We start from the raw sequence: 24,780 nt of genomic DNA on the forward strand, positions 1-24,780 counted from the left end.
TTACATTTTTTAAATCTTAATTCCAATTTCATTTCGAGCTCTTTGTATATTTATTTTTTCATCATAATAATTTGATATTCTGTACAAAACCTCTAAATTAGGTTTCTTTAAAATCTTCTTCCACAACTTTCTATTTTCAAAACTTCCTTCTAAATATAAATCAGTGAAGGAAATTATTTTTAAAATATCTTTAAGCTTCTTAGGATTTGTAGATAAAAACTGAACATGAATTCGCTTAAGTTTTGGCAATTCATTTAACTTATCAATTCCCTGAAAATCATCACTTAAATAAAAATGAATTGCTTGCAGTTTTTGTAATTCAACAATTTGATTTGGAATAAAATTTAAATTTTTATTTAACCTAATTGAAACCGATTTTAGTTTTTTATGAATACAAATGCTTTCAAAACTTTTAAGTCCGCAATTATCTAAATTTAGAACAATTAGTTTGGGTAATTTTACAGATACTGTCGAACCATAATTGGCATTCAAATTTAATTTTTTCAGATTTCTCAAAGCTTGATTTATATGAATCGCATTTTGTTTTTCTTGAAATGCTAAATTCAAATCTTCTAGCTTTTCAAGTTGGTATAAAACTTTTGGAAATACCTCAAAATCACAGTTATATAATTTAAAACGCTTTAGATTTTTTAAATTAGAAAACGTTTCAGGCAATTCAGAAATACAGTTTCCAGAAATATCTAACGATTCAAGCGACGAAATTTGAGTTACAATCTCTGGAACTTTTGTCAAGCCTAAATAATCAATTTTAAGAAACCTTAAATTGGAAAATTTTGCTAATTCATTTCCTAAAATCAAACCTAAATTATTGGTCAAAGCTATTGATTCAATATGAGTTAAATCTAAAACTTCTGTTGGAATAGAAGTCAAACTCAAATCGGATAAATCTAATTTTTTGCTTACTTTAGCTTTTAAAATTCTTTTTTCAAGAATTGATATTTTCTTTTCAGCTATGCTAGATATCGATTGATTCATAGGGCTTTATTCGAATTCGAAAGTGCTTTTTTATTTTATAAAATCAAGTTTCCCATCAAAAAGATTGCCAATTACTGGCAATTTTTCCATCTTTTCGCTATTAGCATTAAGAATTCCAATTACCATAAATGCTAAAAAAGCCAGGTTTAAAAAGCTTAAAAAAGATAAAAAAGGAACAATTGACGAGATAACATTTACAGCAATTCCAGATAGAAGACCAAGAATGGCAAGTCCAAAACTTTGTTTGAGATGCAGTTTTAAAAGTTCATTTCGAGATTGGTTTTGTGTACCAAAGTAAGCTATTAACCATCCAATAATGGTAATATACGAAATAATAGAAGCTATTTTGTTACTCATTTTAATTTGATTTTAAATTAGTTAATCAAATATAAAGAACAAAAAAAGATGAAGAATGCTATTATTAATAAGCGTAAAGATTGATTTGATAAACGTTTTATTGTTTTAACAATTGGTTAATTTCCTGGTGTTTTCGAACAGAAATTGGAATTGAAATTACATCATTAATTTTAATAAAATTATCCGAAATAGATTGAATGTAATTTTTGTTGACAATATAAGATTTGTGTGGTCTAAGAAAAATAGTTGCATTCAAAACATCCTGATAATACTTAAGATTTCTTGATACTAAAATTTCACCTTTTGTAGTTATAAATCTAGTGTAAGCGCCATCTGCTTGCAATGCAATTATGTTTTTTTCGGCAACGATGTACGTTTGCGTATGCGTGTGTAAAACAATATTTTTTTCTTCGCTTTTATGATTATCATTGAAGTTTTTTAACATCAATTCGTAATCCGTTTTTTTCCTTATGGTTTCTTTTACTTTTTCTAAAGATTGTTCTAATTCTTCGGGATTTATTGGTTTCAATAAATAATCTAACGCGCTGTATTTGATAGCTTTAATAGCATATTCATTGTAAGCAGTTGTAAACAAAATCGAAAAATTCAAATTTGAACATTGGTCTAAAAGTTCAAAAGCATTGCCATCTTTGAGCTGAATATCAAGAAATAACAAATCAAATTGAGACGCATTTATAATCTGAACAGCTTCTTTTACATTTGTTGCTTCGTCTATAATTGCAATTTCAGGCGCAATAATTTTGAGCATTTTCTTAAGTGCCGATGCAGCATTTACTTCGTCTTCTATTAAAATTGCTTTAATCATTTTTTATACAAAATTTAACTTGCGTTCCGCTTGCATTTGGATTGTTATTGATTTCAAAACTGCTTTCGTCATTGTTTCCCATTAACGCCAATCGCTTTTTGAAAATGGCTATGGCATGATCTTCTTTGGCATCATTATTTGGAAAATATCCAACACCATTATCTGTAATTGTGAAATGAATCTTATTTTCAATTTCTTGAATTTTTACTTCAAGAAAACCTTTGTAATCTATTGATTTTAAACCATGTTCTATTGCGTTCTCAACAAAAGGTTGAAGTAACATTGGCGGAATAAAAACTGTTTCAGTATCAATTTCTTCATCAACATCAATTTTATAATCAAACGAATTATTGAAACGAAATTGTTGCGTTTTGATGTAATTATCTAAAGCGTCCAAATCGTCTGCAAGTGAAATTTTTTCCTTTTGAATAAAATTAAAATTCTGACGGATTAACTTAGCAAAATTAGCTAAATAACCCGCCGATTTAATTGGATTATTATCCAACAAACTATTTTGAATTGCCGAAAGCACATTGAAAATAAAATGCGGATTCATTTGCGATTGTAATACTTTTTGCTCTAAAACTAATCGTTGCTGATTTTCTTTTAAAGCTTTATTTTTAGTACGTTGTGCCAAAAACAACAATCCGAAAAAGAACAAGAAAAACAAAATTACCGACGTAATAATTATATTTCTATTTCGCTCTTTAGAAATCTCTAATTCTTTTTCTTTTAGCAAAATTTTCTTTTGATTTTCAATAACGACTTTGGTATCTTCTCTATCTTTTATTGCGATTTGCACGTCTAATGAATCTATTTCATTCTTATATTTTATTGCGCTTTGAAAATCTTTGGTATTGATAGCATTTTCCAAAAGTTTTTTGGCGATTCTTTTTTGAGCTGGAAAGTTTTTTCCCTTTTCCTCAATTGTCTTTGCCGTAATAAGTTCAATTTTTTCGTTTTTATAATCTTTCCTAAGTTGATAGACACGCGAAATACTTATGTTAACAGTAGAATTTGGAATCTTGAGTGAATCGCAAATTTTTTTTAGTTTATTTAAATATTCTAATGCTTTATCGTACTGTTTTGTTTCGGTATAAACTTGCGCAATGTTTTCATAAGAATTCATAACGTAAATGTTATTCTTCATTTTGAAACTATTTTCTAAAGCAAAGTTGTAATAATATAAGGCTTTTTCATATTGACCTCTGTTTTGATAAACACTTGCCAAATTGTTATAAGTTGAAGCCAATCCGGCAATATTGTTGTTTTTCTTTTCAAGTTTGTAAGCTAATGTTAGGTATTTATAAACATTATCCCAGTCTTCTAAAGTATAATAAACATGGGCAACTGTTGAATAACTTGAGGCAATTAAATCGTCATTCTTGATTTTTTTTGCCAAATCTAATGATTCAAAAGCCAAAACAATTGCTTTTCTTCGGTTTCCCAAAATAGCATTAGATGATGCTTGCGAAGCTAAAAGGTCGATGATTTTTAGATTGTTTTTTGTGCTTTTAAAAAAACCTAAAGCCTTATCATATTGAGGTAATGAAGCTTCGAAGTTATTGATATTTTGGTAAGAGTGTCCTTTTCGATAATACAAAATACCCATTAATGTATCATTCAAATCGGCGTATTGAAGCAACGAATCGATCTGTTTTATTGCTTCATTGGGATTTTGAACAGATAATTTTGAAATTCTACTTTCAAACTTTATGGAACTTTCAGTCGTTTGGGCAAATGCAGAAGCAAAAACCAAACTGATAATGCAAAATATAAAAAGTTTATTTCTCAAAATTTATAATTTATAACAAATGTATAAAATGTATTAAGAATTGAATACAACAATAACAAAAAGTACCAAAAACAGTAGCATTCCCAAGTTGGCATATCGGTATTTCTCTTCTTCAGAATTAAATTTGAAAGCTTCAATTAACAAAAAGAAAAAGAAAATCACGATGAAAATGAAGTTGAAAATGATTAACAACCAATCGCTATCACTTCCAACAATTGAAGTATGATTGTAAGGTTCATATATTTTTTTAAATAAAATCGAAAAAACTACACAAACGGATAGAAAAATTCCAAGTCGTTTTAGAATATGTGAACCAATTGATTTTTTCATTATTAAAATTACATTATCTTAAAATTCTTCATTGAACCAAGTGAAAAAACAAGACCAAAAGTAATTCCTTTTGCATCTTGATATTGAGATTTGTACAAAAAATTATAACCTGCTTTTAACTTGATAATATTAGCAATACTAAAGCCCAAATTTGGATTAAAATACTCTTTTGTAGAAGCAATTTCAGTCATAAAACAGCTCAGAAACAAGTTATTATTTTCACTTGAAAAAGGGATAATACTTGCATGAACTTCTGGCAACGATTTTAACTTTCCATTATTGAAAGTAGTGTTGCTACTTATTCCAACTATAAAAAAAGTTTCTTTAGTAAGTTGTACATCCAAGCCCAAATGAAGATTGTGCTTTTGATTATAAACATAACCAATTGGTATTAAAATTTCTTGCGAAAATGAGTTAAAACCGATTCCCAATAAAATCAAACAAATGATTTTTCTCATACTTAATTAATTACTTCTTATTGAAACTCCAACTAATTTGTATCCATCTTCTGTTCGCAAAAATTCAAACTGATCTTGAACATATTTATATCTTTTTCTGCCATCAATTACAACATTCATAACAGGATATTTTTCGGGAATTGCTTCGACACAATTATTAAAAAAAACATCAAATTCAGGTGTTTCGTATATATATGGATTTAGACTTTCATTAAAAATCCTGTAAACTTTAGAATTGTCATTTATAGCATTTAACTTTTTTATTATCTTAGTCATAACATCAGTTGGCATTTCATTATTCTTTGTCAAAATCCAACCTTTATCATCATCCCAATAAGAGATTTTTTCAAATGAATAATACGTTATTTTTTCAGAATTTAAATCATTTTTAAAAACAGTTTCTAACCAAAATTTGAATTCTTTTTCATAATTAATAAAAGAATATGTTTTTCCATTTTTACCTTTAAAATAATCGCGAATTACTTCTTTTTCAATCAAGTTATCTTCAATTTTGATTGAATACAAATTAATATTTTCATCAAGTCTAAAATTGTCAATAAGCGTATTATTTTGAGTATCAATAAGCGATTGCGTTCCATCTTTCCAAAAAAAGTGTTCTCCATCTTGTATTTTAGTAGCATTACAAAGCGTAAACAACTTTCCGTTTTGAACTTTAGAAATTGCGCTATAAACAGCTGGAATTACTATCTTTCCGTTAGCATCAAAAAGCCCAACTTTATCATTTTTATTGTCTTTAAATCTTATAAAACCTTCATTTTCACAATCAAAACCATTGTCAAAAATGTACAAACTATCAATTCCAACTTTTTTTCCAGTTTTTGTTAGATAATAATATTTAGTTGACTTTTCCGTTGGTTCAGAAACCGCCATGATTTTGTCGAATTTGTAAGCGTTAGAAATCACTCCGAATTTAGGTTCAATTTTTACATTTTCAGCAACATCTTTAAAACCAACCAAAGTTGAATCAGCATTATAAAAGCTATACCAAATTTCACTTTCTTGAGCAAAACTACAATTAAAAATAAGGAACAAAAGAATGGTACTTTTTCTCATTTATCTACTTTTTTTGTTATCAAAGGCAAATTTGCAATCAATGAAAATTGATGCTTTCCAATAGATGAAAACGGATGATGATTTGTCGAAATTGCATAACCATACATTAAATTGACATAACCAATTCCAAAACCAATTTTAGGAACAATTACAAAATCTTTTGCAACATCAAAATCAGTTACATATTTTGCTTCCAAAGCGACAGCGAGAATTGAAAGATTAGCTTCCCAACCAGCTTTAAAAGCGAAAACATCATTGCTATTTTTAGTTTCTGGCGAATATTCAAACGAAGTATAATACGCTTTCGATAAAAAACCAGTACAACCAACGATATTAGTCATTCTTGCATATCCAATTTCTGTTTGAAACGATTTTTGAACTCCAAATCCAAACCTCAAACTGTTAGAAACCGACTCACTATAATGATGCAAGTCTCGCTTTACAACAGTAATTGAATCTTGAACTTGTGCAGACGAAAATTGATAGAAAAGTAAAAATAAAATTAATTTTTTCATTAGATTATATTTCAATTTATCTCTTTCATTTCTAATAAATCAACAGCATTGTTTTCTATTAAATGCAATTCAAGCAACATACCATTATACAGTTTATCAAATGTTAGTTTAGTATTGTGTAAAGTACAATTCCAACTATCAATTTTAATAAATTCAGTAATTACAAAAAACCTAAAACCTTTAGTAAGAAGCTGTTTTTCAATACTTAAAACTTTAGTTTCAACCACTAATTTATGTGTTGCATAAAGGTTTTTCTTGGATTGTATATAAAATGAAAAAACATATTTATACAACAGGAATAAAATTACCAAAAAGACTATTGCCAAAATCATAAAATTTTCTTCCAAAAAAAGAATCACTAAAATTGAAGCCAAAGGCAATCCGATAAAACCTAAAAAAATAATACGAAAATAAAATGCTCTTTTTAATTGTTTTTTTTCATTGCTACTTAATACAGTTCTTGTTACTTTCATTGAAAGACATATTAAAATTTTGATAATAATTCATCTTCACTATCAAGTTTATCATAAGCATCGGCTTCGGTAAGATGACCGTCTTCATCACTTATTCTAGTAATTTTTTTTCCTTGACGAAAAATCAATTGCAAACCATGTTCTTGTTCCCAATCGCAACTGCAAGAAACTTGAATATAAACATCTTTATCTCTTCGATGACGTCTTGAAATATAGATTTGTTTGGGTTGCACAAAATTCCAAATCTCATTACTATCTTTTATTTGATGTAATGGTTCGTCAAATTCATCATATTCGACCATATCAAGAAAATCAGTGCAATTTTTATGAACTAACACTGAAATTTCATTTCTATTATTTTCAGATAAATTAAGAAAATTTGAAAGAGCAACATCAGCTTCTTCAATGAAATTAACATCTTCATTTGGAGCAAAATCGATAAAAATGATTTCTAAATTTTTATTGAAATACGGAATAAATACTGGTTTACTTTTCCACCAATCATCAAATGAATCTTGAGCTAAATCGCCAATTATTTTAGAAGTAATCTTTTCCATTTTTTAAAAATTTATAAAAAAAAATGCAGAATCAATCTGCATTTCAAAGTTATCTAATATGTTGGATAGTTGTTATAAAAATTTATTAACGCACAACTAAATTATATTATCGCATTTATTTTTGATATAAAATTGAATTCACTGTTTCAAAACTTACTTGTTCGTTATCATCGATAAAATACTTTATCAAAACTTCGCCCCAATATTCACCATCGCTATAATCAGCAATAATCCAACGATGATTTAGCAACTTTACTTTATTGATAATAAACTTATTAGCACCAATTTTATCTTGACCTATATAAGGATTTCCTTTTGAATCTTCATTTAAATCCATCAGCTTTTCTGTCACTAATGGAATTATTTTAGCATAATCCATCGGTTTTTTTACATTATCATTGTCAAAATAATTTTGTGCATTTTCGTTGTATGCAAGAGAAAAGTAATCAGCGTCAGCTACTTTAGCAGCAACAGAATCTAATTTGATTTTCATTTTTTCAACACGCTCTTTTTCAAAAGTTGCTTGTTTGCTAAAATACATGTACGTAAAAATATTCATCAAAACAGCCAAAATAAACAAGTACAATAAAAGTGATTTTTTCATTTTTTTAAATTAAATTTATAATAGTATCTCTAAATTATCATAAGCCAAAAACACATTTTCAGGAAGTCGTTTTTGCACATCTTCATGAAATCCAAAATAATGACTTATATGTGTTAAATAAGCTTTTTCAGGTTGAACCAAAGTTATAAAATCTAATGCTTCTTGCAAATTAAAATGCGAATGATGTTCTTCGTCACGCAACGCATTTATTACAAGAACTTTAAGGTTTTTTAGTTTTTCAATCTCAAAAGTTTCTATCGTTTTTACATCTGTCAAATAGGCAAAATCATCAATTCTATACCCGAAAACTTGAAGATTTCCATGAAAAACATTTACAGGAACAATCATTTTATTTCCTAAAACAAAATTTTGATTATTGACAACCTCAATAGCATCAACTCTTGGTGCTCCAGGATAACGATTTTCGGTGGCAAAAACATAGTCAAAGCGTTTTTTTAAATTATCCAAAACACGTTTGTGTCCATATATCGGAATATTTCCTTGCCTAAAATTAAACGGACGAATATCATCAATTCCAGCGGTATGGTCAGAATGCTCGTGAGTAAACAAAATTGCATCCACTTTTTGACATTGAGAAACCAACATTTGCTGTCTAAAATCGGGACCGCAATCGATAATACACGAAAAATCATCCCAAGTTATCCATACAGAAACTCGCAATCTTTTGTCTTTAGTATCAGTACTTTTGCATACAGGATGCTGGCTTCCTATTACGGGAATTCCTTGCGATGTACCAGTTCCGAGAAAATAGATTTTCAATTGAATTCTTTTTTTGCAAAAATAAGTTAATAAATTTTATTAAAAAGGCTAATTTGCTAACTTTGTGGCATCATTTTAGTGATACAAAAAAAATGGGAATAGAAATAAAATTAAAAGGAGACAAAATCATAGAGCAAATTCCTGCAATAAAGGACAAAGCTTTACGAATAAATCTTAACGAAAATATATACGGAACCTTTTCTGAAATTGGTGCTGGACAAGAAACAGTTAGACATTTTTTCAGAGCTGGTGGTTCATCCGGAACGATTGCAAAAGCGATGTCGGCTTATGACAAAGACTTTAGTGATGCCATCTACGGAGTTGAGGATGACGGTCGTTATGTGACCGAAAGTCGATTGAAAAAAATGCTTGCGCATGAAGTAAATCTTGTTGAGCAACGTTTAAAAAGAGACAAACATCCAAGCAAAGTGTTTTTTAGTTACGCAAATACAGTGGCAACTATTGATTTTGCTAAACAATTCAAAGGTCATGGTTGGGTTGGAATACGATACCAAGTTGAACCAGACGAAGATTACAACGAAATCATCATTCACATACGTTTTAAAGAAACTGATGCAAAATTACAACAAGAAACCCTTGGTATTCTTGGCGTTAACTTGATTTACGGAGCTTATTACAAATACAATGATCCAAAAAAATTACTACGTTATTTATACGATCATTTAGACAAAGATCAATTAGAAATCGACACTATCAACTTTTCAGGTCCACGTTTTGCTAATGTTGATAACCGATTAATGAGTTTGCAATTGGTCAAAAATGGAATGACAGATGCCGTAATGTTTGGTCCAGATGGAAAAAACATCTTACCTGCTGCCATTTTATACAAAAAAAATATCTTAGCACTTAGAGGAAGTTATCGTCCAGTTACCAATGTGAACATTGACATGTACGAGAAATCTTTGAAAATGTTTTTGGAAGAAAGCAAAGTTGAAAAAGACAATACATTAGTAGTATTTGAAATAACGCTTTCTAATCTTCGTTCTGAAGGCGAAATTGACGAAAGAGATTTTATGGATAGAGCCGAATTACTTTGTTCGTTAGGGCAAACGGTAATGATTTCAAACTTCCAAGAATACTATAAAGTTGTTGAATATTTTGCAAATTATACCAAAGCTCGTATGGGATTAGCAATGGGTGTAAACAACCTAATTGATATATTTGACGAAAAATACTACCGTCACTTAAGTGGTGGAATTTTGGAAGCTTTTGGTAAATTATTCTACCGCGATTTGAAAGTTTTCTTATATCCGATGTTGGATGAAAATGGTGATTTGATTACTTCTCAAAACTTGAAAGTGCATCCTAGAATGAAAGAATTATACAAGTTCTTTGCCTACAATGGAAAAGTTGTAGATATAGAAGTTTTTGATAAAGAAAACCTAAAAATCTTTTCAAGAGAAGTTTTAAAAATGATTACAAATGGAGATTCAGGATGGGAAAAAATGTTACCCGAAGGAATTTCTGAAATGATTAAAAAAGATCAGCTTTTTGGTTTCGACCCAAATAAAGTTTTAGAAAAAGCTTAAAATAAATTTTAAAAAGTATCGCTCTAAGGGCGATATTTTTTTTGCAATTAGCAGAAGTTACTGAATAGTTTTATTTGAAAACTTGAAGAAAAAATCAGTTTGAAAAATCAAATTTAGTAGTTGATTTATATTCAAAATCAAATCAAATCACAGTTCCAATTTAGTTCATTATTGTACCATAATTGTCCATTTGAAACTTGTAACGGACAATCGAAATTATTGATATAAAGTGAGCCAGTTCCTAAACCTTGTGGCATTGGATTTTGCTTTAAAAATGTCCATTGCGAAATAGCATTTAAGCCAACATTTGATTCTAATGCAGAAGTAATCCACCAACCAATTTTGTGTTTTTCTGCTAATGAAATCCACTCATTTGTTCCACGAAAACCACCTACAAAACTTGGTTTTAAAATGATATATTGTGGCTTGATTTTGAGTAGTAATTTTTCCTTTTCTTCAAAATTTACAACGCCAATTAGCTCTTCATCTAAAGCTATTGGAATTGGAGTTGTTTTACACAATTCTGACATCCTGTCATGTTGATTTTTTTCTATAGGTTGCTCTATACTATGTAGCTCTGAACCAGTCAATTGATTTAATTTATAAAAAGCATCACTTGAACCAAAAGCGCCGTTTGCATCTACACGGATTTCTATTGTATTAGCATCAAAATTTTGACGAATATAGTGCAATAAATCGAGTTCTTTTTGAAAATCTATGGCTCCTATTTTTAGTTTTATACAGTTGAATCCTTGTGCTAGTTTTTCTTCAATTTGAGCTTTCATAAAAGCTTCGTCACCCATCCAAACCAAACCGTTTATTGGAATGCTTTTTTGATGCTCAGTAAACGCCGAAGGAAATAACAAAAATGGAGTTGATGAAGCCAACGATTGGAACGCCATTTCTACTCCAAATTGAATTGAAGGAAAGTCTAAAAGTGCTTCCCAAAGTTGGTCTTTTCCTAAGTGAATATTAGCACAAGTCCATTGTAATTTTTCTTCATAATCAGGTCGGTCGTCATGACTCAAACCACGCAAAATACCACACTCGCCTATTCCCTTTTTTTGACCATCATCAAGTAGTAAAAACCAAGTTTCTTTGGTAGTCAAAATACCGCGAGAAGTGCCCGATGGATTTTTGAAATTGAGAATGTATTTTTGGTAAGTTGCTTTCATATTTTGTTTTGGTAAACGGCAGTTTTGCTAGAGCGAGCTTCTAGCTCGTGCCCACAAATTAAAGAAATAAATTCTAATTCATATCAATCTCAAGAATTGTGTGGTCGTCATTTCCATAATTTCTTGCACTACTATATTTCCAATCAATTGGGTCAGTAACAAAACCTGTTTCAACTGGATTGTAGTGTATGTAATTTAGTTTTTGTTCAAAAACTTTCAATGACCAAATCTCAATTGGATTATTATTTTGTTGCCAAAATTGTTTGTTTTTTACGTTGCTATTTTTCTTTCCTGCTCTTTCAAACATCCAAAGCATCCATTCTTTTCTGCTTTCTTGTGGATTTTCTTCAATAACCTTAAGCATTTTTCTTGAAGTAAATCCTTTAAAATCTCGCATTAATCCTGAAGGGTCTCCAAATGAAGAATGAAAGATTAAATGAACATGACTTGGCATAATACAATAACCGTAAATTTCCATTCCTTTTTCTTTACGGCAATAAGTCAAAGATTCTATTATTGTAGAAAAATAATCATCTCTTGTAAAAACATCAATCCAATTTACAGTAGCAAATGATACAAAATAGGCTCCTTCTTTTTCTCCAAATTTATATTTTCTACTCATTAATTATTGTAGTTTACTTTCTTTGTGGGCACGAGCTAGAAGCTCGCGCTAGCGTGGTTTTTTTTGCTTTTGTCACATCCAACTGTACAGCATAATACTTACACAGTGCAAAAGTGCCTAAATCAAAATGAATTTCCTCATCGTTATATTCAAAAAATATTGCTCTAGATCTTCCCATGTTTTAAAATTTATTACTCAATCTTTGTAAATAATCTATTTTTCCTGCTAGCGCGAGCTTCTAGCTCGTGCCCACAAACTAAATCACTGATTCCTAAAATCTAAATTAACTCATTAGTTTTTAATAAACAAACTTTGAACAACTTAACTGGCACGAGCTAGAAGCTCGCGCTAGCGATATTACAGTTACAAACCTTACTTCCCTAAAACTTCCAAAATTTTATCTAAATCATCAGATTGAATTCCTGCTTTTTTGAATTCTTGGATATCGGTTTTGGCTTGTGCTTTCCAACCGGTTTTGGCGGTTATGTTTTGCGATTGGTATTTTTTGTGCAAGGTTTTGGCTTTGCCGAATTGGTTGGTTAGCATAAAATAATGCGCTAGATTTAATTGCAAACGCAATTCGGAATCATCAAGTTCAATTCCTTTATTGATGGCTTTTAAAGCTTTTTCGTATTGTTTGGAGTACAAATAGTAAGTTGCTAGCGAATTGTAGTCTAAAATGCTTGCATTGCCGTTGTCTATTACGCCAATAGTTAGCAAGTCGATAGCAACGTTGTATTTTTTGTTTTTGAAATGCGTTGCAGCGTCTTTTCTTATGCCGTTTAAGATGGTTTTGTTATTTGGTTTTTCAGTTAAGCAAGTGTTACCGTAATCTTTGAAATCTTTTGATTTTTCGATGGCTAGCATGTCTTGAAATTCTTTGAATGTATTTTCTTTTTCAAACTTGTCTAGAACACAAAGGCAAAAATCGTCTGAGTTGACCATTAGTTGTGCAAAATCGGATGATTTACACAAATCGATTACCGTTTTTTTGTTTTCTTTTGACCAGCCTCGACTTAGTTTGGCATCAACCCAAGGCACGACTTCTAAAACAATTTTTTGGTTCATAATCCAGTTTTTGCTTTCGAAAGCAAACCAAAGAGCTTCGGAGTCGGCATTGAAGCAAGTTGTTTTTCCTATTGAAATGCGTTTGGCGTCTTTGTTTACAGGATTGTTTTGGAACAAACAAGCTCTTGAAGTTTCACCAGAACCTACATAATCAGAACTCGCTTTTTCAGATGAGAATATGGCATATTTGCATTTGTCGTAACCTGAAACTTTAGAAAGCAAAAAAACAGCTCCAGCCGAACCTTGACTAATTCCGCTTGGATCTGGAATAGATTTTAGCACCGATACCAAACTGGAAGCCATTTCTTGGTTTTCGCTTAAAAGTGTGATTCTATAAACTATTTCGGTGGTTCCTAGTGGTAAATCTTCGGTTTTTACAACGATTCTATCTCTTGCTGAAACGACTATTTCTTTGGTGGTTGCTCTGTCTTTATCCCAAAAACCGTTTTTGGATTGCGCTGAAACTGAGAAAGTGCTTACTAAAAAAAGAAGTGCGAATACTATAATAGGTTTGTTCATGTAATATTGCTTTTTTTAAACCATTAAGAAAGTTAAGTTAATTAAGTTTCTATTTTTAAGATTAAACGTTATTTGAAATCGATTGCCCTAGCCCAGATAGTAGTGGAAATCCTTTGTTGTTGGGCTGTATTTTTTCTTGGCTTACGACAGCGACCAACGGAAGCTCGTTGTAAGGCTTAGAAAAAAACAGTCGAACGGCAAAGATTGCAACGAATAGCTGGATTGGCTACAAATAAATACTTTCGCCAATTTTGAGCAACATCAAATCTTTTCCGGCATCAAAAAATTTCTTGATAGCGGTGTCGTGATTGATTTCGATATAACCGAATGTATCAAAATGTACGCCAAGAATTTTATCGCACTCAACAAAATCGGATGCGAGAATGGCATCGTCGGTATCCATAGTGAAATTGTCGCCTATTGGAAGGATTGCCAAGTCGAGTTTGGTGCGCATTGGAATGAGTTTCATATCCATAGTAAGTGCCGTGTCGCCAGAGATATAGATGTTTTTGTGTTCACTTTCGATGACAAAACCGCAAGGATTGCCGCCATAAGAACCATCGGGAAATGAACTTGAATGAATAGCGTTTACTAATTTTACTTTTCCGAAATCGAATTTCCAGCTTCCGCCGTGATTCATAGGATGGTATTGAAAATCTTTGTTGCCAAAATGAGTTGCCACTTCGTAGTTAGAAACTATTACAGCATTGGTTCGATTGGCAATAACCTCAACATCGAGAATGTGGTCTTGGTGTGCGTGCGTGAGTAAAATATAATCTGCAGCCAAAGAATTGATATCGATATGACTAGCTTTTGGATTAGCTGAAATAAATGGATCGACTAAAATGGTTTTTCCGCTGACTTCGATTGCTAAACTTGCGTGTCCGTAGAATGTTATTTTCATTTTTGAATTAGGATTTAGGAGTTTGGGATTTTATCTTGAAACCTATAAATTATTCTAAAATATTTTCAATTATATAAAGTGCTATATCAGAAAAAAGGAAAATTAATCCCATAGAAAGTACAACACAGATAAAGAATGTTGAAAGCGCTAGTTTTTTTAATTCTGGATCCAAAAGTCTTGGTTCGCTGTTGTTGTAAACTCGTTTAAGATGCGCAACTAGTGGAAAATAAAATGGCAAGAAGAAATATTGGTCGAAATTGAAAACTCCGTCTCGCATATCGTTTATGTAGGCAAAAACTACTAACAAAATCATTGCTGAACATATTAGAAAATAGTGGTATTTCTTTGCCCAAGCAGCACCAAATTTGACAACTAAAGTGTTTTTGTTTGACTTAGCATCAGAAACTTGATCGCGCATATTGTTTAGATTTAGAACACCAACACTTAAAAATCCAACTGCTGTTGCTGGTAGAAATAATAACCAATCGACTTCTTTGGTGAACATGAAATAGATTCCGAATGTGCTTACGAGTCCGAAGAAAACGAAAACGAAAACATCGCCCAAACCTCTGTATCCATAAGGATTTTTACCAACTGTATACCGAATTGCAGAAGCGATTGCTAATATTCCTAATACAAAGAAAATGATTGAGAAGAGAAAATATTTTCCTTTGAAAGAAGCATAAATAAGTAACATTGCCGAAACTAATGTCAAAAATGCAGTTACAAAAATAGCATAGCGCATAGTTCCTGGTGAAATCGTACCACTTTGAATGGCGCGTTTTGGCCCTACTCTATCGTCGTTATCAGTTCCGTTGACGCCATCGCCGTAATCATTGGCAAAATTGGAAAGAATTTGTAAACCCAATGTAGTGGAAAGTGCTAAAATCACAATTTTCCAATTGAAATGACCTTGCGACATGGCATAAAAACATCCTACCAATATTCCAGAAACAGATAACGGTAAGGTTCTAACTCGGGCGGCTTCTATCCAGTGTTTCATATTTTTTTTTAGGTTTTAGGTTTTGGGTAGTTGGTTTTAGGCTGTGGGGTTTACTATTTCCTAAACCCAACAACCTAATTCCTATTACCTATTTATGGTAACCATTTTTTTTCAAAATCGGGTTTTCTTTTTTCTAAGAAAGCGTTTCTTCCTTCTTTGGCTTCGTCAGTCATGTAAGCTAATCTTGTGGCTTCTCCTGCAAAAACTTGTTGCCCAACCATTCCATCGTCGGTCAAGTTCATAGCGAATTTAAGCATTTTTATAGATGTTGGTGATTTTGCCAAAATTTCTTGTGCCCATTCATAAGCAGTTGCTTCTATTTCATCATGCGGAATTACAGCGTTTACCATTCCCATGTCAAAAGCTTCTTGCGCAGAGTAATTTCTACCTAAGAAGAAAATTTCTCTGGCTTTCTTTTGTCCCACCATTTTAGCTAAATAAGCTGAGCCATAACCACCGTCAAAACTTGTAACATCAGCATCGGTTTGTTTGAAAATAGCGTGTTCTTTACTTGCCAATGTCAAATCGCAAACTACGTGTAAACTATGTCCGCCACCAACTGCCCAACCTGGCACAACCGCAATCACTGCTTTTGGCATAAAACGAATTAGACGTTGTACATCTAAAATATTTAATCTGTGATAACCGTCTTCGCCAACATAACCTTGATGACCACGCGCTTTTTGGTCGCCGCCACTACAAAATGACCAAATACCATCTTTAGAACTTGGTCCTTCGGCAGAAAGCAAAACAACTCCAATAGAAGTATCTTCTTGCGCATCGTGAAAAGCTTGCAATAATTCGGATGTTGTTTTTGGTCGAAAAGCATTGCGAACATCAGGTCTGTTGAATGCTATTCGGGCAACACCATTGCATTTTTTATAGGTTATATCTTCAAATTCTTTGACGGTTTTCCAATCAATCATGGTTTTTGTATCTTAAATTTAGTGTAAAAATAAACGATTTTTTAGTTTCTTTTTCAAAAAACAATTGGAAGTTATCCAATTTTTACTGACGTCATTGTTAATGAACCAGCAACAGGTTTATCATTGAAAAATTGGATTTCATCGTTATCATCTTGCAAAGCGATATTATATAACAATGGAAAATAATGATCTGGCGTTGGAATTGCTAATTTGGCTGCCGCATTTAATTTTTCAAAATTTATCAAAGCATTATGATCTCCATTTGCAATTTTATCTTTAAAAATCGAATTCATTTCAATAGCCCAATCGTAGCCATATTCAGGTTCTTGCATTTTATCCCAAGCAATCATTCCTAGATTGTGCACCATGTTTCCGCTTCCTATAATCAAGACACCTTTTTTTCGGAGTGAAGCTAATTGTTTTGCCAAATCATAATGATATTGAGCTGGTTTGTTATAATCGATACTCAATTGTAAAACAGGAATATCTGCATTTGGATACATGTGACGAACAACTGTCCAAGTTCCGTGGTCTAATCCCCAATCATGATCGAGTCCTACGTTTGTAGAAGTAATCAATTCGCTTGTAGTTTTTGCTAAAATTGGATCGCCTTTTGCAGGATATTGAACATTGAAAAGTTCTTGCGGAAAACCACCAAAATCGTGAATGGTTTTTGGGTTATCCATTGCGGTTATGTGTGTTCCATTTGTTAACCAATGTGCTGAAATGACTAAAACTGCTTTTGGTTTTGGGATTTCCTTTCCGAATTTAGTCCAAGTTCTTGAAAACTCGTTGTCTTCAATTCCGTTCATTGGCGAACCGTGACCTATGAATAAAACTGGAAGTTTTTGATCGTCTTCTTTTAAATTTTTAGTCCAACTATATAATGGTTGTAATGAAGCCACAGCTAATCCTCCTAATGTTAATTTTATAAAATTTTTTCTTTCCAAATTATGATTTTTTATAGACACAGATAACACAGATTTTCACAGATTTTTTTTCTATATATACTGAATAGTAATCGCTATTAACTATTTACTCTTTTACTAAATAAATTCCGTCTTCTTTAATTTCGATTAATTTGTCTTTATACAATGAACCAATTGCTTTTTTGAACGTTTTTTTACTCATTTTCAAGACCGTTTTAATGTCTTCAGGATGTGAATTATCATTCAATCTCAAGAAACCACGACTTGCACGGAGTTCATCTAATATTTTTTCAGCATTTGGCTCCACATTTTCGTAACCTTGTTTTTGCAACGAAACATCAATTTTTCCATCAGGACGAATATTTTTGATATATCCTACAGCCCTATCACCTGTTCGGATAGATTCATCATAAACCTCATCTTTGTAAAGTAATCCTTTGTGTTTTTCGTTGATAATTACATTTATACCAAGTTCGGTAATATGAGAAACGATTAAATCAACTTCTTCTCCTTTTTCAACCGTAATATTTTCATTACTCAAGAATTGATTGGTTTTACTTGAAGCTACCAAACGATTTGTTTTTTCATCTTTATAAAGATATACCAAATAACGTTTCCCTTTTTCCATTGGACGCGCTTGTTCTTTGAACGGAACTAGAATATCTTTTTCCATTCCCCAATCCATAAAAGCGCCTACTTGGTTTACGTAGTTTACTCGCAAAAGAGCAAATTCATTTAATAAAATATAAGGTTGAAGTGTTGTTGCCACTGGTCGCTCTTCATGGTCAAGATAAACGAAAACCGCTATTTCTTCACCAATTTCAAAAACTTTTGGGACATATTTATTGGGTAAAAGAACATCGTCTTTATCATCAGTTGTGTTTCCTAAGAACAAACCAACTTTGGTATCTCTTAAAATTGTAAGCGTATTGTATTTTCCTATTTCGAGCATAATCTTTCTAATCTAATCATGCAAAGGTACAAAGATTTGCGGGTTTTATAGTGAAAGTTTTTAGTTCTAACTTTTATTTAAATAGGTATTCAACAATCTTGTAGCCGCATCGAAAGGTGAAATTTCATTTTCTTGAACCGCTTTTTTATTGTCTTCAATCAGTTTAGCAATTTCTGGATGATTGTAAAAATGATTTTTCAGATTTTCATTTATGGTTTCAAGCATCCAATATTGGTTTTGATCTTGGCGTTTTTTGTCGAAATAAAGATTCTCTTTTGTTAGTTTCAAATAATCTTCAATAATTTGCCACACATTTTCAATTCCGTCATTGGTAACAGCACTACAAGTTGAAACTACTGGTTGCCAACCTGAATTTTTAGCTGGAAATAGATGCAAAGCTCGATTGAATTCAACTTTTGCTAAATTTGCTTTTTTGATATTATCGCCATCCGCTTTGTTGATAATAATAGCATCAGCCATTTCCATAATACCGCGTTTTATTCCTTGTAATTCATCGCCAGCACCCGAAATTTTTAATAACAAAAAGAAATCGACCATACTGTGAACGGCAGTTTCACTTTGTCCTACACCAACCGTTTCAATTATTATTACATCGAATCCGCAGGCTTCGCACAAAATTATGGTTTCTCTGGTTTTCCTAGCTACGCCACCTAATGTTTCGCCTGATGCACTTGGTCTTATATAAGCATTTTTATTTTTTACCAATTCTTCCATTCTGGTTTTATCACCTAAGATACTTCCATGAGAAATGGTACTACTTGGATCAATAGCTAAAACGGCAACTTTTTTTCCTATACTCGTTAGAAATGTCCCAAAAGCTTCTATAAATGTACTTTTCCCAACACCTGGAACACCTGTAATTCCGATACGAATAGATTTATTTGCGTAAGGTAAACATCCATTAATGACTTCGTTGGCTTGCTCAAAATGATTTGCGTTGGTACTTTCGACTAATGTTATAGCACGACTTAAGGCAACTTTATCATGATTTACAATTCCGGCAATTAAATCATTTGAAGAAGGTTTGACTTTTCGGAAATTTTGAATGGTCACAACAGAAGATGTACTGATATTTTCAGGTTGTGCAATGCCTGCTTTTTCGTTAAGAGCCGATTGTTTTTTTGGGTTCATGTATGAGAATCGTCTATTTTGTAAAATTACAATTATTTTCAAAATGAAACTAAAAAAAATAAACACCTATTTAACTTACAGTAAATTATTAAGTATCTTTGCCAATAAATTGATTATAAAATGAAAAAAACGTTACTACTTATTGCTCTTATACTTTCTACAACACTAGTATTTTCTCAAAAAAATGAAAAGCTGAAAGGCTCCAAAATAGTTACTCTTGAACAAAAAGAAGTTGAAGATTTTGATGCCATTGAAATTTCAGATGATATAGAAGTTTTCCTGGTAAAAGGTGATAAATGCAGTCTTGAAATTGAAGCCGATGACAACATTCATGATGCAATGGGAATAAGCGTTGACGGAACTACTTTGCGATTAATGCGTGTAAAAAAAGTATCTAGTTACAAAAAATTTAGTGTTCGTATTAATTATACCGAAAATTTAAAATCTGTTGTTGGTAAAAATGATTCTAAAATAACCGCTATTGCTGATATTAGTTTGGCTGACATAAAATTTAAATTAACAGATGAAAGTCAATTTTTTGGCAACATTAAGTCAAAAGTTTTTAGCATTGATGCAACTGATAAATCGAAAGCAGAGTTAAATATTAAAACCGAAAAAAGTTCACTTTCATTTAGTAAGAATGCTAATTTGAAAGCGTTAATTTCTTCAAACGAATTGATTATCGATATGTATCAAAAAGCGGAAGGAATTATTGAAGGTGATGCAGTTGATTTCAAACTACGTTTAGACAACAACTCTGAAGTTGATGCTAAAAAATTAACCGCACAACACGTAACTTTAGCTATGGAAGGCTATACGAGAACAAGTGTAAATGCGATTAATACAATTAGTATAGAAGCATCCGGAAAAGCCGAAATTCAGTTATTTGGTGATCAAAAAATTGAAATGAAACGATTTGTTGATAATGCAACTTTGTACAAAAAACCTACTAAGTAAGCTAAAGAAACTTTTTTATAATATAATCCTCAACTAAATGGTTGGGGATTTTTTTATTTGTAACAAAATAGTTCTTTTTTCGTCTACTTATAAAAATCAATCAAACTTTGGAAACCATCTTATCAATCAAAAATCTGAACAAACATTACGGCAAAGTTCATGCTGTAAATAATGTTTCACTCGAAATTCATAAAGGAAATGTATACGGAATTCTTGGTCCAAATGGCTCGGGAAAATCTACTACTTTGGGTATTGTTCTAAATGTTGTCAACAAAACCTCTGGCGAATACAGTTGGTTTGGCGGCACAATGCAAACTCATGATGCTCTAAAAAAAGTTGGTGCCATTATTGAACGCCCGAATTTTTATCCGTACATGACTGCCAAAGAAAATTTGGAATTGGTTTGTAAAATTAAAAATATCAATTACGCCAAAGTTGACGAGAAACTAGAATTGGTTGGACTTGTTGAAAGAAAAAATAGCAAATTCAGCACATTTTCACTTGGTATGAAACAACGATTAGCCATTGCTTCTGCCCTACTTAATGATCCCGAAATTTTAATTCTCGATGAACCAACAAACGGTTTAGATCCGCAAGGAATTCATCAGATTAGAGATATTATTCGATTGATTGCTTCACAAGGAACTACTATTTTATTGGCTTCACACTTGTTAGACGAAGTTGAAAAAGTTTGTAGTCACGTGTTGGTTTTGAGAAAAGGCAAAATATTATACTCTGGAAGAGTTGATGATATGAGCAACAGTGAAGACTTTTTTGAATTAAATTCTAATGACATTCAGGCTTTAAAATCAACTTTAAACAGTCATCCATCTATTCAAAAAGTGGTTGAAGAAAATGGAAAAGTAGTTGCCTATTTCAAAACTGCCATTGAAGCATCTGATTTGAATCGCTATTTATTTGAAAAAGGAATTGCTGTAAATCATTTAGTCAAAAGAAAACGAAGTCTCGAAGAACAGTTCTTGGAATTAACTTTGTAAATCAAAAAATGATTTAATCTCTCATCTCTTTGTCTCTAATCTCTTATCTCAAAAAAATGAAACGTTTACTCTCAATAGAATTACAAAAAATATGGAAAAACAAAGCCAGTCGCGTGTTGACGATAGCTTATTTTGTTTTACTTTCCTTTATCGCTTTAATTGCTTCTATCAAATTTGATTTGGGCGTTTTCCATTTTGATGTGGCTGAAATGGGCATTTTTAACTTTCCTTTTATATGGCATTTTAATACGTATGTTGCTGCAATTTTGAAGTTTTTCTTAGCCATTGTAATTGTTTCAATGATGGCAAATGAATATAGTTATGGAACTTTAAAGCAAAATCTAATTGATGGAATGAGTAAAAAAGAATTTATTCTTTCAAAATTTTTAACCGTTGTTTTATTTGCTTTTGTTTCGACTGTATTTGTATTTGTGATGAGTTTAATTTTGGGTTATAGCTTTTCATCTTACACCGAAATTGGAATTGTTTTTTCTGATTTAGAATACATTCTGGCGTTTTTCATAAAATTGGTTGGCTTTTTCTCTTTCTGTTTATTTCTTGGAATTTTGGTAAAACGTTCTGCTTTTGCATTAGGATTTTTATTTGTTTGGAATATTATCGAAGGCATTGCTTATGGCATTTTGACTTTCAAAATATTTCCAGATAGTAATGTCGCTTCAAATATTATGCAATTTTTTCCATTAGAAGCTATGTCCAATTTAATAGTTGAACCAGGTTCAAGATTATCAATGATTAAAGCTATTGGGACTCAAATGGGTGTTGAAAACACCAAAGATTATTCTGTTCATTTTTCAACAATTTTAATCGTTTTAGTGTGGATAAGTATTTTTATGTTTTTATCTTATAAATTACTTCAAAAAAGAGATTTGTAGTATCTTTGCGATGCTATGAAATTAGTTAGAATTTTACTTTTTACGATTGTCTATTTTTACTTGACTACAAATTCTTTTGGTCAATACATCACTGTTAATGAGAGTTATACGCCTACTCAATTAGTTGAAAACATACTGATTAATAATCCGTGTGCAAGTATTTCAAATGTATCTATGGCAAGTCTCAATCAAAGTGGTGGCGATAGTTATGGCTATTTTACAGCAGCAACAAGTAGTTTTCCTTTTTATGATGGTGTTATTTTAAGTACTGGCAGAGCAATATCGGCAATTGGACCAAATAGTAATATACTAAGTGAAGGTCCTACAAGCTGGCAAGGCGACAACGATTTGCAAACTGCATTAGGCGTCAATAATTCTATAAATGCAACTGTATTAGAATTTGATTTTATGCCAATTTCATCTATTTTAAGTTTTGATTACATTTTTTCTTCTGAGCAATATTTATCAAATCCATCATCAAACCAATGTAATTTTACTGACGGCTTTGTTTTTTTGCTAAAAGAAGCCAATACAACTAATCCATATCAGAATCTTGCAATTATACCAGGAACAACAATTCCTGTAAAAGTAAATACAGTCAGAGGTCAAGGAACAATTTGTCCACCAGCAAACGAACAATACTTTGGAGGTTTTAATGGTTCAAACCATCCGACAAATTTCAATGGTCAAACTGCAATCATGAAAGCTGTAGCCAATGTTAACCCAGGAACTTTATATCACATAAAATTAGTTGTTGCCGATCAAGGTAATGAAAAATACGACTCAGCCATTTTTCTAAAAGGTGGAAGTTTTAATATAGGAGTTAATTTAGGTGATGACAAACTTATTTCTGGTTCAAATCCGCTTTGTGCTGGAGAAACCTTTCAGCTAAATGCTACTATTGCTGGTGCTACATCTTATAAATGGTTCAAAAACGGAACACAATTATTAGATAATATAACAGGATTACCTATTACAATTCCTACTTACGAAGTAAATTCAGCTGGAACTTACAAAGTTGAAGTAATCATAAATTCATCTTGTACAGCAACTGATGAAGTTGTTATAGAATACACTCCTATTCCAACTCTCATTAACACTACAATCATTCAATGTGATGACAATAATGATGGAATATCCATTTTTGATTTAACTAAAACTAATCAAATTATAACTGGTGGTGATTCGCAATTGACTATAGTAAATTATTATAAAAGTTTGCAAGACGCAAAAGATCAACTAAATGAAATTTTAAATCCAATAGCTTTTAATAATACTTCAACAAACACTATTTATGTTCGAGTAAAAAATCAATATGGTTGTATAGCATTTGCAACAATAACTTTACAGATTTCAAATGCTGTTGTAAATCCAATTACAAAGGATTTTTGTGATACATTGAATGAACAAGATGGAATCTCACAACTTATTCAATCCGACTTTGACACCATTACTACTGATATTACTGTAGGCTTGCCAAGCAGTTTGACTGTAACCTATCATCTAAATTATAATGATGCTTTGACTCAAATAAATCCAATTTCAGTTCCTTTTACAAACACAACAGCTTTACAACAAGTTATTTATGCTAAACTTGTAAATGGTTCTGATTGTTATTCGATTGTTCCTGTTACCATAAAAATAAACCCGTTTACATCACCGCTTTTTGATGAAGAAAAAATAGGAATTTGTTCGGGAATACCAATAAATTTAATAGCTCCATCTGGATATAGTGGTTATTCTTGGAATACTATTTTACCACAAACAACAAATCAAATTGCGGTTGATAAACCCGGAACTTACACTGTTGTAATTACCAATACGCAAGGTTGCAAAGCATCTAAGACTTTTAATGTTACCGCATCTGAAATAGCTACAGTAAATTCAATCGTAATTAATGATTTTAATGGAGACGATAATACCATATTAATTAATTATTCAGGAATTGGAGACTATGAATTTTCTATTGACGGAATGCATTTTCAAGACAGTAATTATTTTACTAATGTTCCATCTGGTGAATATGAAATAACTATTCACGATAAAAAAAACTGTGGAGATAATATTAAGAAAGTTATCGTTTTGGCCTATCCGAACTTTTTTACTCCAAATGGTGATGGTTTCAATGATACATGGAAAATTGAAAATATGCAAATCTATCCAAACTCTAAGCTAGAAATTTTTGATAGATATGGGAAATTACTCAAAAACCTATCGGCAAATGACACTGGTTGGAATGGAAAAATAAACAACCAAGAACTCCGAGCTGACGATTATTGGTTTATTCTTACATTAACAAATGGAAAAGAAATTAAAGGACATTTTAGTTTGAAAAGATAAATTTATTACATTTGTTGTAAATTCCTA

The 24,780-nt window shown here is 31.3% G+C and carries 26 protein-coding genes; 5 read left to right on the top strand and 21 right to left on the bottom strand.

Annotation, left to right across the window (positions count from 1 at the left end):
* Nucleotides 1–9: 9 nt before the first annotated feature.
* From O9267_RS00390 to O9267_RS00445, 12 genes are all read right to left on the bottom strand, one after another.
* Nucleotides 10–996 carry a hypothetical protein gene (locus tag O9267_RS00390; RefSeq protein WP_298175160.1) on the bottom strand — a complete coding sequence of 329 codons (987 nt, stop codon included), beginning with the start codon at nucleotides 994–996 and terminating at the stop codon, nucleotides 10–12.
* Nucleotides 997–1,026: 30 nt separating this feature from the next.
* Nucleotides 1,027–1,353, bottom strand: coding sequence for a DUF4870 domain-containing protein (locus tag O9267_RS00395; RefSeq protein ID WP_298175161.1), 327 nt, complete (start codon nucleotides 1,351–1,353; stop codon nucleotides 1,027–1,029).
* A gap of 97 nt (nucleotides 1,354–1,450) precedes the next feature.
* Entirely contained in the window at nucleotides 1,451–2,179 is a 729-nt protein-coding gene (locus tag O9267_RS00400) for a LytTR family DNA-binding domain-containing protein (RefSeq protein WP_298175162.1), read from the bottom strand.
* On the bottom strand, nucleotides 2,172–3,974 hold the full coding sequence (locus O9267_RS00405) for a tetratricopeptide repeat protein (protein ID WP_298175163.1): 1,803 nt from the start codon (nucleotides 3,972–3,974) through the stop codon (nucleotides 2,172–2,174). Before O9267_RS00405 ends, O9267_RS00400 begins: the two co-directional genes overlap by 8 nt.
* Nucleotides 3,975–4,007: 33 nt before the next feature.
* Nucleotides 4,008–4,304: a hypothetical protein gene (locus O9267_RS00410; RefSeq protein WP_298175164.1), complete on the bottom strand. Its 297-nt coding sequence runs from the start codon at nucleotides 4,302–4,304 to the stop codon at nucleotides 4,008–4,010.
* An 8-nt stretch (nucleotides 4,305–4,312) separates the two neighbouring features.
* The gene (locus O9267_RS00415; RefSeq protein ID WP_298175165.1) at nucleotides 4,313–4,762 is read right to left on the bottom strand and encodes a hypothetical protein; all 450 of its coding nucleotides are present in this window, start codon (nucleotides 4,760–4,762) and stop codon (nucleotides 4,313–4,315) included.
* Nucleotides 4,763–4,768: 6 nt separating this feature from the next.
* Nucleotides 4,769–5,836: a hypothetical protein gene (locus tag O9267_RS00420; protein WP_298175166.1), complete on the bottom strand. Its 1,068-nt coding sequence runs from the start codon at nucleotides 5,834–5,836 to the stop codon at nucleotides 4,769–4,771.
* On the bottom strand, nucleotides 5,833–6,351 hold the full coding sequence (locus tag O9267_RS00425) for a hypothetical protein (protein ID WP_298175167.1): 519 nt from the start codon (nucleotides 6,349–6,351) through the stop codon (nucleotides 5,833–5,835). Before O9267_RS00425 ends, O9267_RS00420 begins: the two co-directional genes overlap by 4 nt.
* Nucleotides 6,352–6,362: 11 nt before the next feature.
* Complete coding sequence (locus O9267_RS00430; RefSeq protein WP_298175168.1) at nucleotides 6,363–6,824, bottom strand: hypothetical protein; 462 nt, start codon at nucleotides 6,822–6,824, stop codon at nucleotides 6,363–6,365.
* An 11-nt stretch (nucleotides 6,825–6,835) separates the two neighbouring features.
* On the bottom strand, nucleotides 6,836–7,381 hold the full coding sequence (locus tag O9267_RS00435; protein ID WP_298175169.1) for a hypothetical protein: 546 nt from the start codon (nucleotides 7,379–7,381) through the stop codon (nucleotides 6,836–6,838).
* A 115-nt stretch (nucleotides 7,382–7,496) separates the two neighbouring features.
* Nucleotides 7,497–7,985 carry a hypothetical protein gene (locus O9267_RS00440; protein ID WP_298175170.1) on the bottom strand — a complete coding sequence of 163 codons (489 nt, stop codon included), beginning with the start codon at nucleotides 7,983–7,985 and terminating at the stop codon, nucleotides 7,497–7,499.
* A gap of 15 nt (nucleotides 7,986–8,000) precedes the next feature.
* Complete coding sequence (locus O9267_RS00445) at nucleotides 8,001–8,765, bottom strand: MBL fold metallo-hydrolase (RefSeq protein ID WP_298175171.1); 765 nt, start codon at nucleotides 8,763–8,765, stop codon at nucleotides 8,001–8,003.
* A 92-nt stretch (nucleotides 8,766–8,857) separates the two neighbouring features.
* On the opposite strand from O9267_RS00445, the gene O9267_RS00450 reads away from it, so the two are divergent.
* On the top strand, nucleotides 8,858–10,315 hold the full coding sequence (locus O9267_RS00450; RefSeq protein ID WP_298175172.1) for a TonB-dependent receptor: 1,458 nt from the start codon (nucleotides 8,858–8,860) through the stop codon (nucleotides 10,313–10,315).
* Nucleotides 10,316–10,452: 137 nt separating this feature from the next.
* Here the strand turns inward: O9267_RS00450 and O9267_RS00455 are convergent, their stop codons facing one another.
* The 9 genes from O9267_RS00455 to meaB form a co-directional block, all read right to left on the bottom strand.
* On the bottom strand, nucleotides 10,453–11,490 hold the full coding sequence (locus tag O9267_RS00455) for an o-succinylbenzoate synthase (protein ID WP_298175173.1): 1,038 nt from the start codon (nucleotides 11,488–11,490) through the stop codon (nucleotides 10,453–10,455).
* Nucleotides 11,491–11,563: 73 nt separating this feature from the next.
* Nucleotides 11,564–12,112: a transposase gene (locus O9267_RS00460; RefSeq protein WP_298175174.1), complete on the bottom strand. Its 549-nt coding sequence runs from the start codon at nucleotides 12,110–12,112 to the stop codon at nucleotides 11,564–11,566.
* 372 nt (nucleotides 12,113–12,484) lie between these two features.
* Complete coding sequence (locus O9267_RS00465) at nucleotides 12,485–13,699, bottom strand: hypothetical protein (protein ID WP_298175175.1); 1,215 nt, start codon at nucleotides 13,697–13,699, stop codon at nucleotides 12,485–12,487.
* Nucleotides 13,700–13,925: 226 nt separating this feature from the next.
* A complete protein-coding gene (locus O9267_RS00470) occupies nucleotides 13,926–14,603 on the bottom strand; it encodes a metal-dependent hydrolase (RefSeq protein ID WP_298175176.1) in 678 nt (225 codons plus the stop codon).
* A gap of 49 nt (nucleotides 14,604–14,652) precedes the next feature.
* Complete coding sequence (gene menA, locus O9267_RS00475) at nucleotides 14,653–15,606, bottom strand: 1,4-dihydroxy-2-naphthoate octaprenyltransferase (protein WP_298175177.1); 954 nt, start codon at nucleotides 15,604–15,606, stop codon at nucleotides 14,653–14,655.
* 92 nt (nucleotides 15,607–15,698) lie between these two features.
* Complete coding sequence (locus tag O9267_RS00480; protein ID WP_298175178.1) at nucleotides 15,699–16,532, bottom strand: 1,4-dihydroxy-2-naphthoyl-CoA synthase; 834 nt, start codon at nucleotides 16,530–16,532, stop codon at nucleotides 15,699–15,701.
* Nucleotides 16,533–16,603: 71 nt separating this feature from the next.
* Nucleotides 16,604–17,482: a 4,5-DOPA dioxygenase extradiol gene (gene ygiD, locus O9267_RS00485; RefSeq protein ID WP_298175179.1), complete on the bottom strand. Its 879-nt coding sequence runs from the start codon at nucleotides 17,480–17,482 to the stop codon at nucleotides 16,604–16,606.
* Between the two features lie 85 nt (nucleotides 17,483–17,567).
* Complete coding sequence (locus O9267_RS00490; RefSeq protein WP_298175180.1) at nucleotides 17,568–18,413, bottom strand: S1-like domain-containing RNA-binding protein; 846 nt, start codon at nucleotides 18,411–18,413, stop codon at nucleotides 17,568–17,570.
* A gap of 66 nt (nucleotides 18,414–18,479) precedes the next feature.
* The gene (gene meaB / locus O9267_RS00495; RefSeq protein WP_298175181.1) at nucleotides 18,480–19,565 is read right to left on the bottom strand and encodes a methylmalonyl Co-A mutase-associated GTPase MeaB; all 1,086 of its coding nucleotides are present in this window, start codon (nucleotides 19,563–19,565) and stop codon (nucleotides 18,480–18,482) included.
* Nucleotides 19,566–19,685: 120 nt separating this feature from the next.
* Between meaB and O9267_RS00500 the strand changes: the two genes are divergently transcribed.
* The 4 genes from O9267_RS00500 to O9267_RS00515 all read left to right on the top strand — a co-directional run bounded on the left by O9267_RS00500 (nucleotide 19,686) and on the right by O9267_RS00515 (nucleotide 24,753).
* Complete coding sequence (locus O9267_RS00500; protein ID WP_298175182.1) at nucleotides 19,686–20,522, top strand: DUF2807 domain-containing protein; 837 nt, start codon at nucleotides 19,686–19,688, stop codon at nucleotides 20,520–20,522.
* Nucleotides 20,523–20,629: 107 nt separating this feature from the next.
* Nucleotides 20,630–21,520, top strand: coding sequence for an ATP-binding cassette domain-containing protein (locus O9267_RS00505; protein ID WP_298175183.1), 891 nt, complete (start codon nucleotides 20,630–20,632; stop codon nucleotides 21,518–21,520).
* A 56-nt stretch (nucleotides 21,521–21,576) separates the two neighbouring features.
* Nucleotides 21,577–22,413, top strand: coding sequence for an ABC transporter permease (locus O9267_RS00510; protein ID WP_298175184.1), 837 nt, complete (start codon nucleotides 21,577–21,579; stop codon nucleotides 22,411–22,413).
* 15 nt (nucleotides 22,414–22,428) lie between these two features.
* Entirely contained in the window at nucleotides 22,429–24,753 is a 2,325-nt protein-coding gene (locus O9267_RS00515; protein WP_298175185.1) for a choice-of-anchor L domain-containing protein, read from the top strand.
* Nucleotides 24,754–24,780: the final 27 nt, after the last annotated feature.

This window comes from Flavobacterium sp. (genome assembly GCF_027531705.1).
GTDB lineage: Bacteria > Bacteroidota > Bacteroidia > Flavobacteriales > Flavobacteriaceae > Flavobacterium.

Coding starts and splice junctions, on each gene's coding strand:
- O9267_RS00390 (WP_298175160.1), bottom strand. CDS start 996: ATGAATCAATCGATATCTAGCATAGCTGAAAAGAAAATATCAATTCTT.
- O9267_RS00395 (WP_298175161.1), bottom strand. CDS start 1,353: ATGAGTAACAAAATAGCTTCTATTATTTCGTATATTACCATTATTGGA.
- O9267_RS00400 (WP_298175162.1), bottom strand. CDS start 2,179: ATGATTAAAGCAATTTTAATAGAAGACGAAGTAAATGCTGCATCGGCA.
- O9267_RS00410 (WP_298175164.1), bottom strand. CDS start 4,304: ATGAAAAAATCAATTGGTTCACATATTCTAAAACGACTTGGAATTTTT.
- O9267_RS00415 (WP_298175165.1), bottom strand. CDS start 4,762: ATGAGAAAAATCATTTGTTTGATTTTATTGGGAATCGGTTTTAACTCA.
- O9267_RS00420 (WP_298175166.1), bottom strand. CDS start 5,836: ATGAGAAAAAGTACCATTCTTTTGTTCCTTATTTTTAATTGTAGTTTT.
- O9267_RS00425 (WP_298175167.1), bottom strand. CDS start 6,351: ATGAAAAAATTAATTTTATTTTTACTTTTCTATCAATTTTCGTCTGCA.
- O9267_RS00430 (WP_298175168.1), bottom strand. CDS start 6,824: ATGAAAGTAACAAGAACTGTATTAAGTAGCAATGAAAAAAAACAATTA.
- O9267_RS00435 (WP_298175169.1), bottom strand. CDS start 7,381: ATGGAAAAGATTACTTCTAAAATAATTGGCGATTTAGCTCAAGATTCA.
- O9267_RS00440 (WP_298175170.1), bottom strand. CDS start 7,985: ATGAAAAAATCACTTTTATTGTACTTGTTTATTTTGGCTGTTTTGATG.
- O9267_RS00450 (WP_298175172.1), top strand. CDS start 8,858: ATGGGAATAGAAATAAAATTAAAAGGAGACAAAATCATAGAGCAAATT.
- O9267_RS00455 (WP_298175173.1), bottom strand. CDS start 11,490: ATGAAAGCAACTTACCAAAAATACATTCTCAATTTCAAAAATCCATCG.
- O9267_RS00460 (WP_298175174.1), bottom strand. CDS start 12,112: ATGAGTAGAAAATATAAATTTGGAGAAAAAGAAGGAGCCTATTTTGTA.
- O9267_RS00465 (WP_298175175.1), bottom strand. CDS start 13,699: ATGAACAAACCTATTATAGTATTCGCACTTCTTTTTTTAGTAAGCACT.
- O9267_RS00470 (WP_298175176.1), bottom strand. CDS start 14,603: ATGAAAATAACATTCTACGGACACGCAAGTTTAGCAATCGAAGTCAGC.
- menA (WP_298175177.1), bottom strand. CDS start 15,606: ATGAAACACTGGATAGAAGCCGCCCGAGTTAGAACCTTACCGTTATCT.
- O9267_RS00480 (WP_298175178.1), bottom strand. CDS start 16,532: ATGATTGATTGGAAAACCGTCAAAGAATTTGAAGATATAACCTATAAA.
- O9267_RS00490 (WP_298175180.1), bottom strand. CDS start 18,413: ATGCTCGAAATAGGAAAATACAATACGCTTACAATTTTAAGAGATACC.
- meaB (WP_298175181.1), bottom strand. CDS start 19,565: ATGAACCCAAAAAAACAATCGGCTCTTAACGAAAAAGCAGGCATTGCA.
- O9267_RS00500 (WP_298175182.1), top strand. CDS start 19,686: ATGAAAAAAACGTTACTACTTATTGCTCTTATACTTTCTACAACACTA.
- O9267_RS00510 (WP_298175184.1), top strand. CDS start 21,577: ATGAAACGTTTACTCTCAATAGAATTACAAAAAATATGGAAAAACAAA.
- O9267_RS00515 (WP_298175185.1), top strand. CDS start 22,429: ATGAAATTAGTTAGAATTTTACTTTTTACGATTGTCTATTTTTACTTG.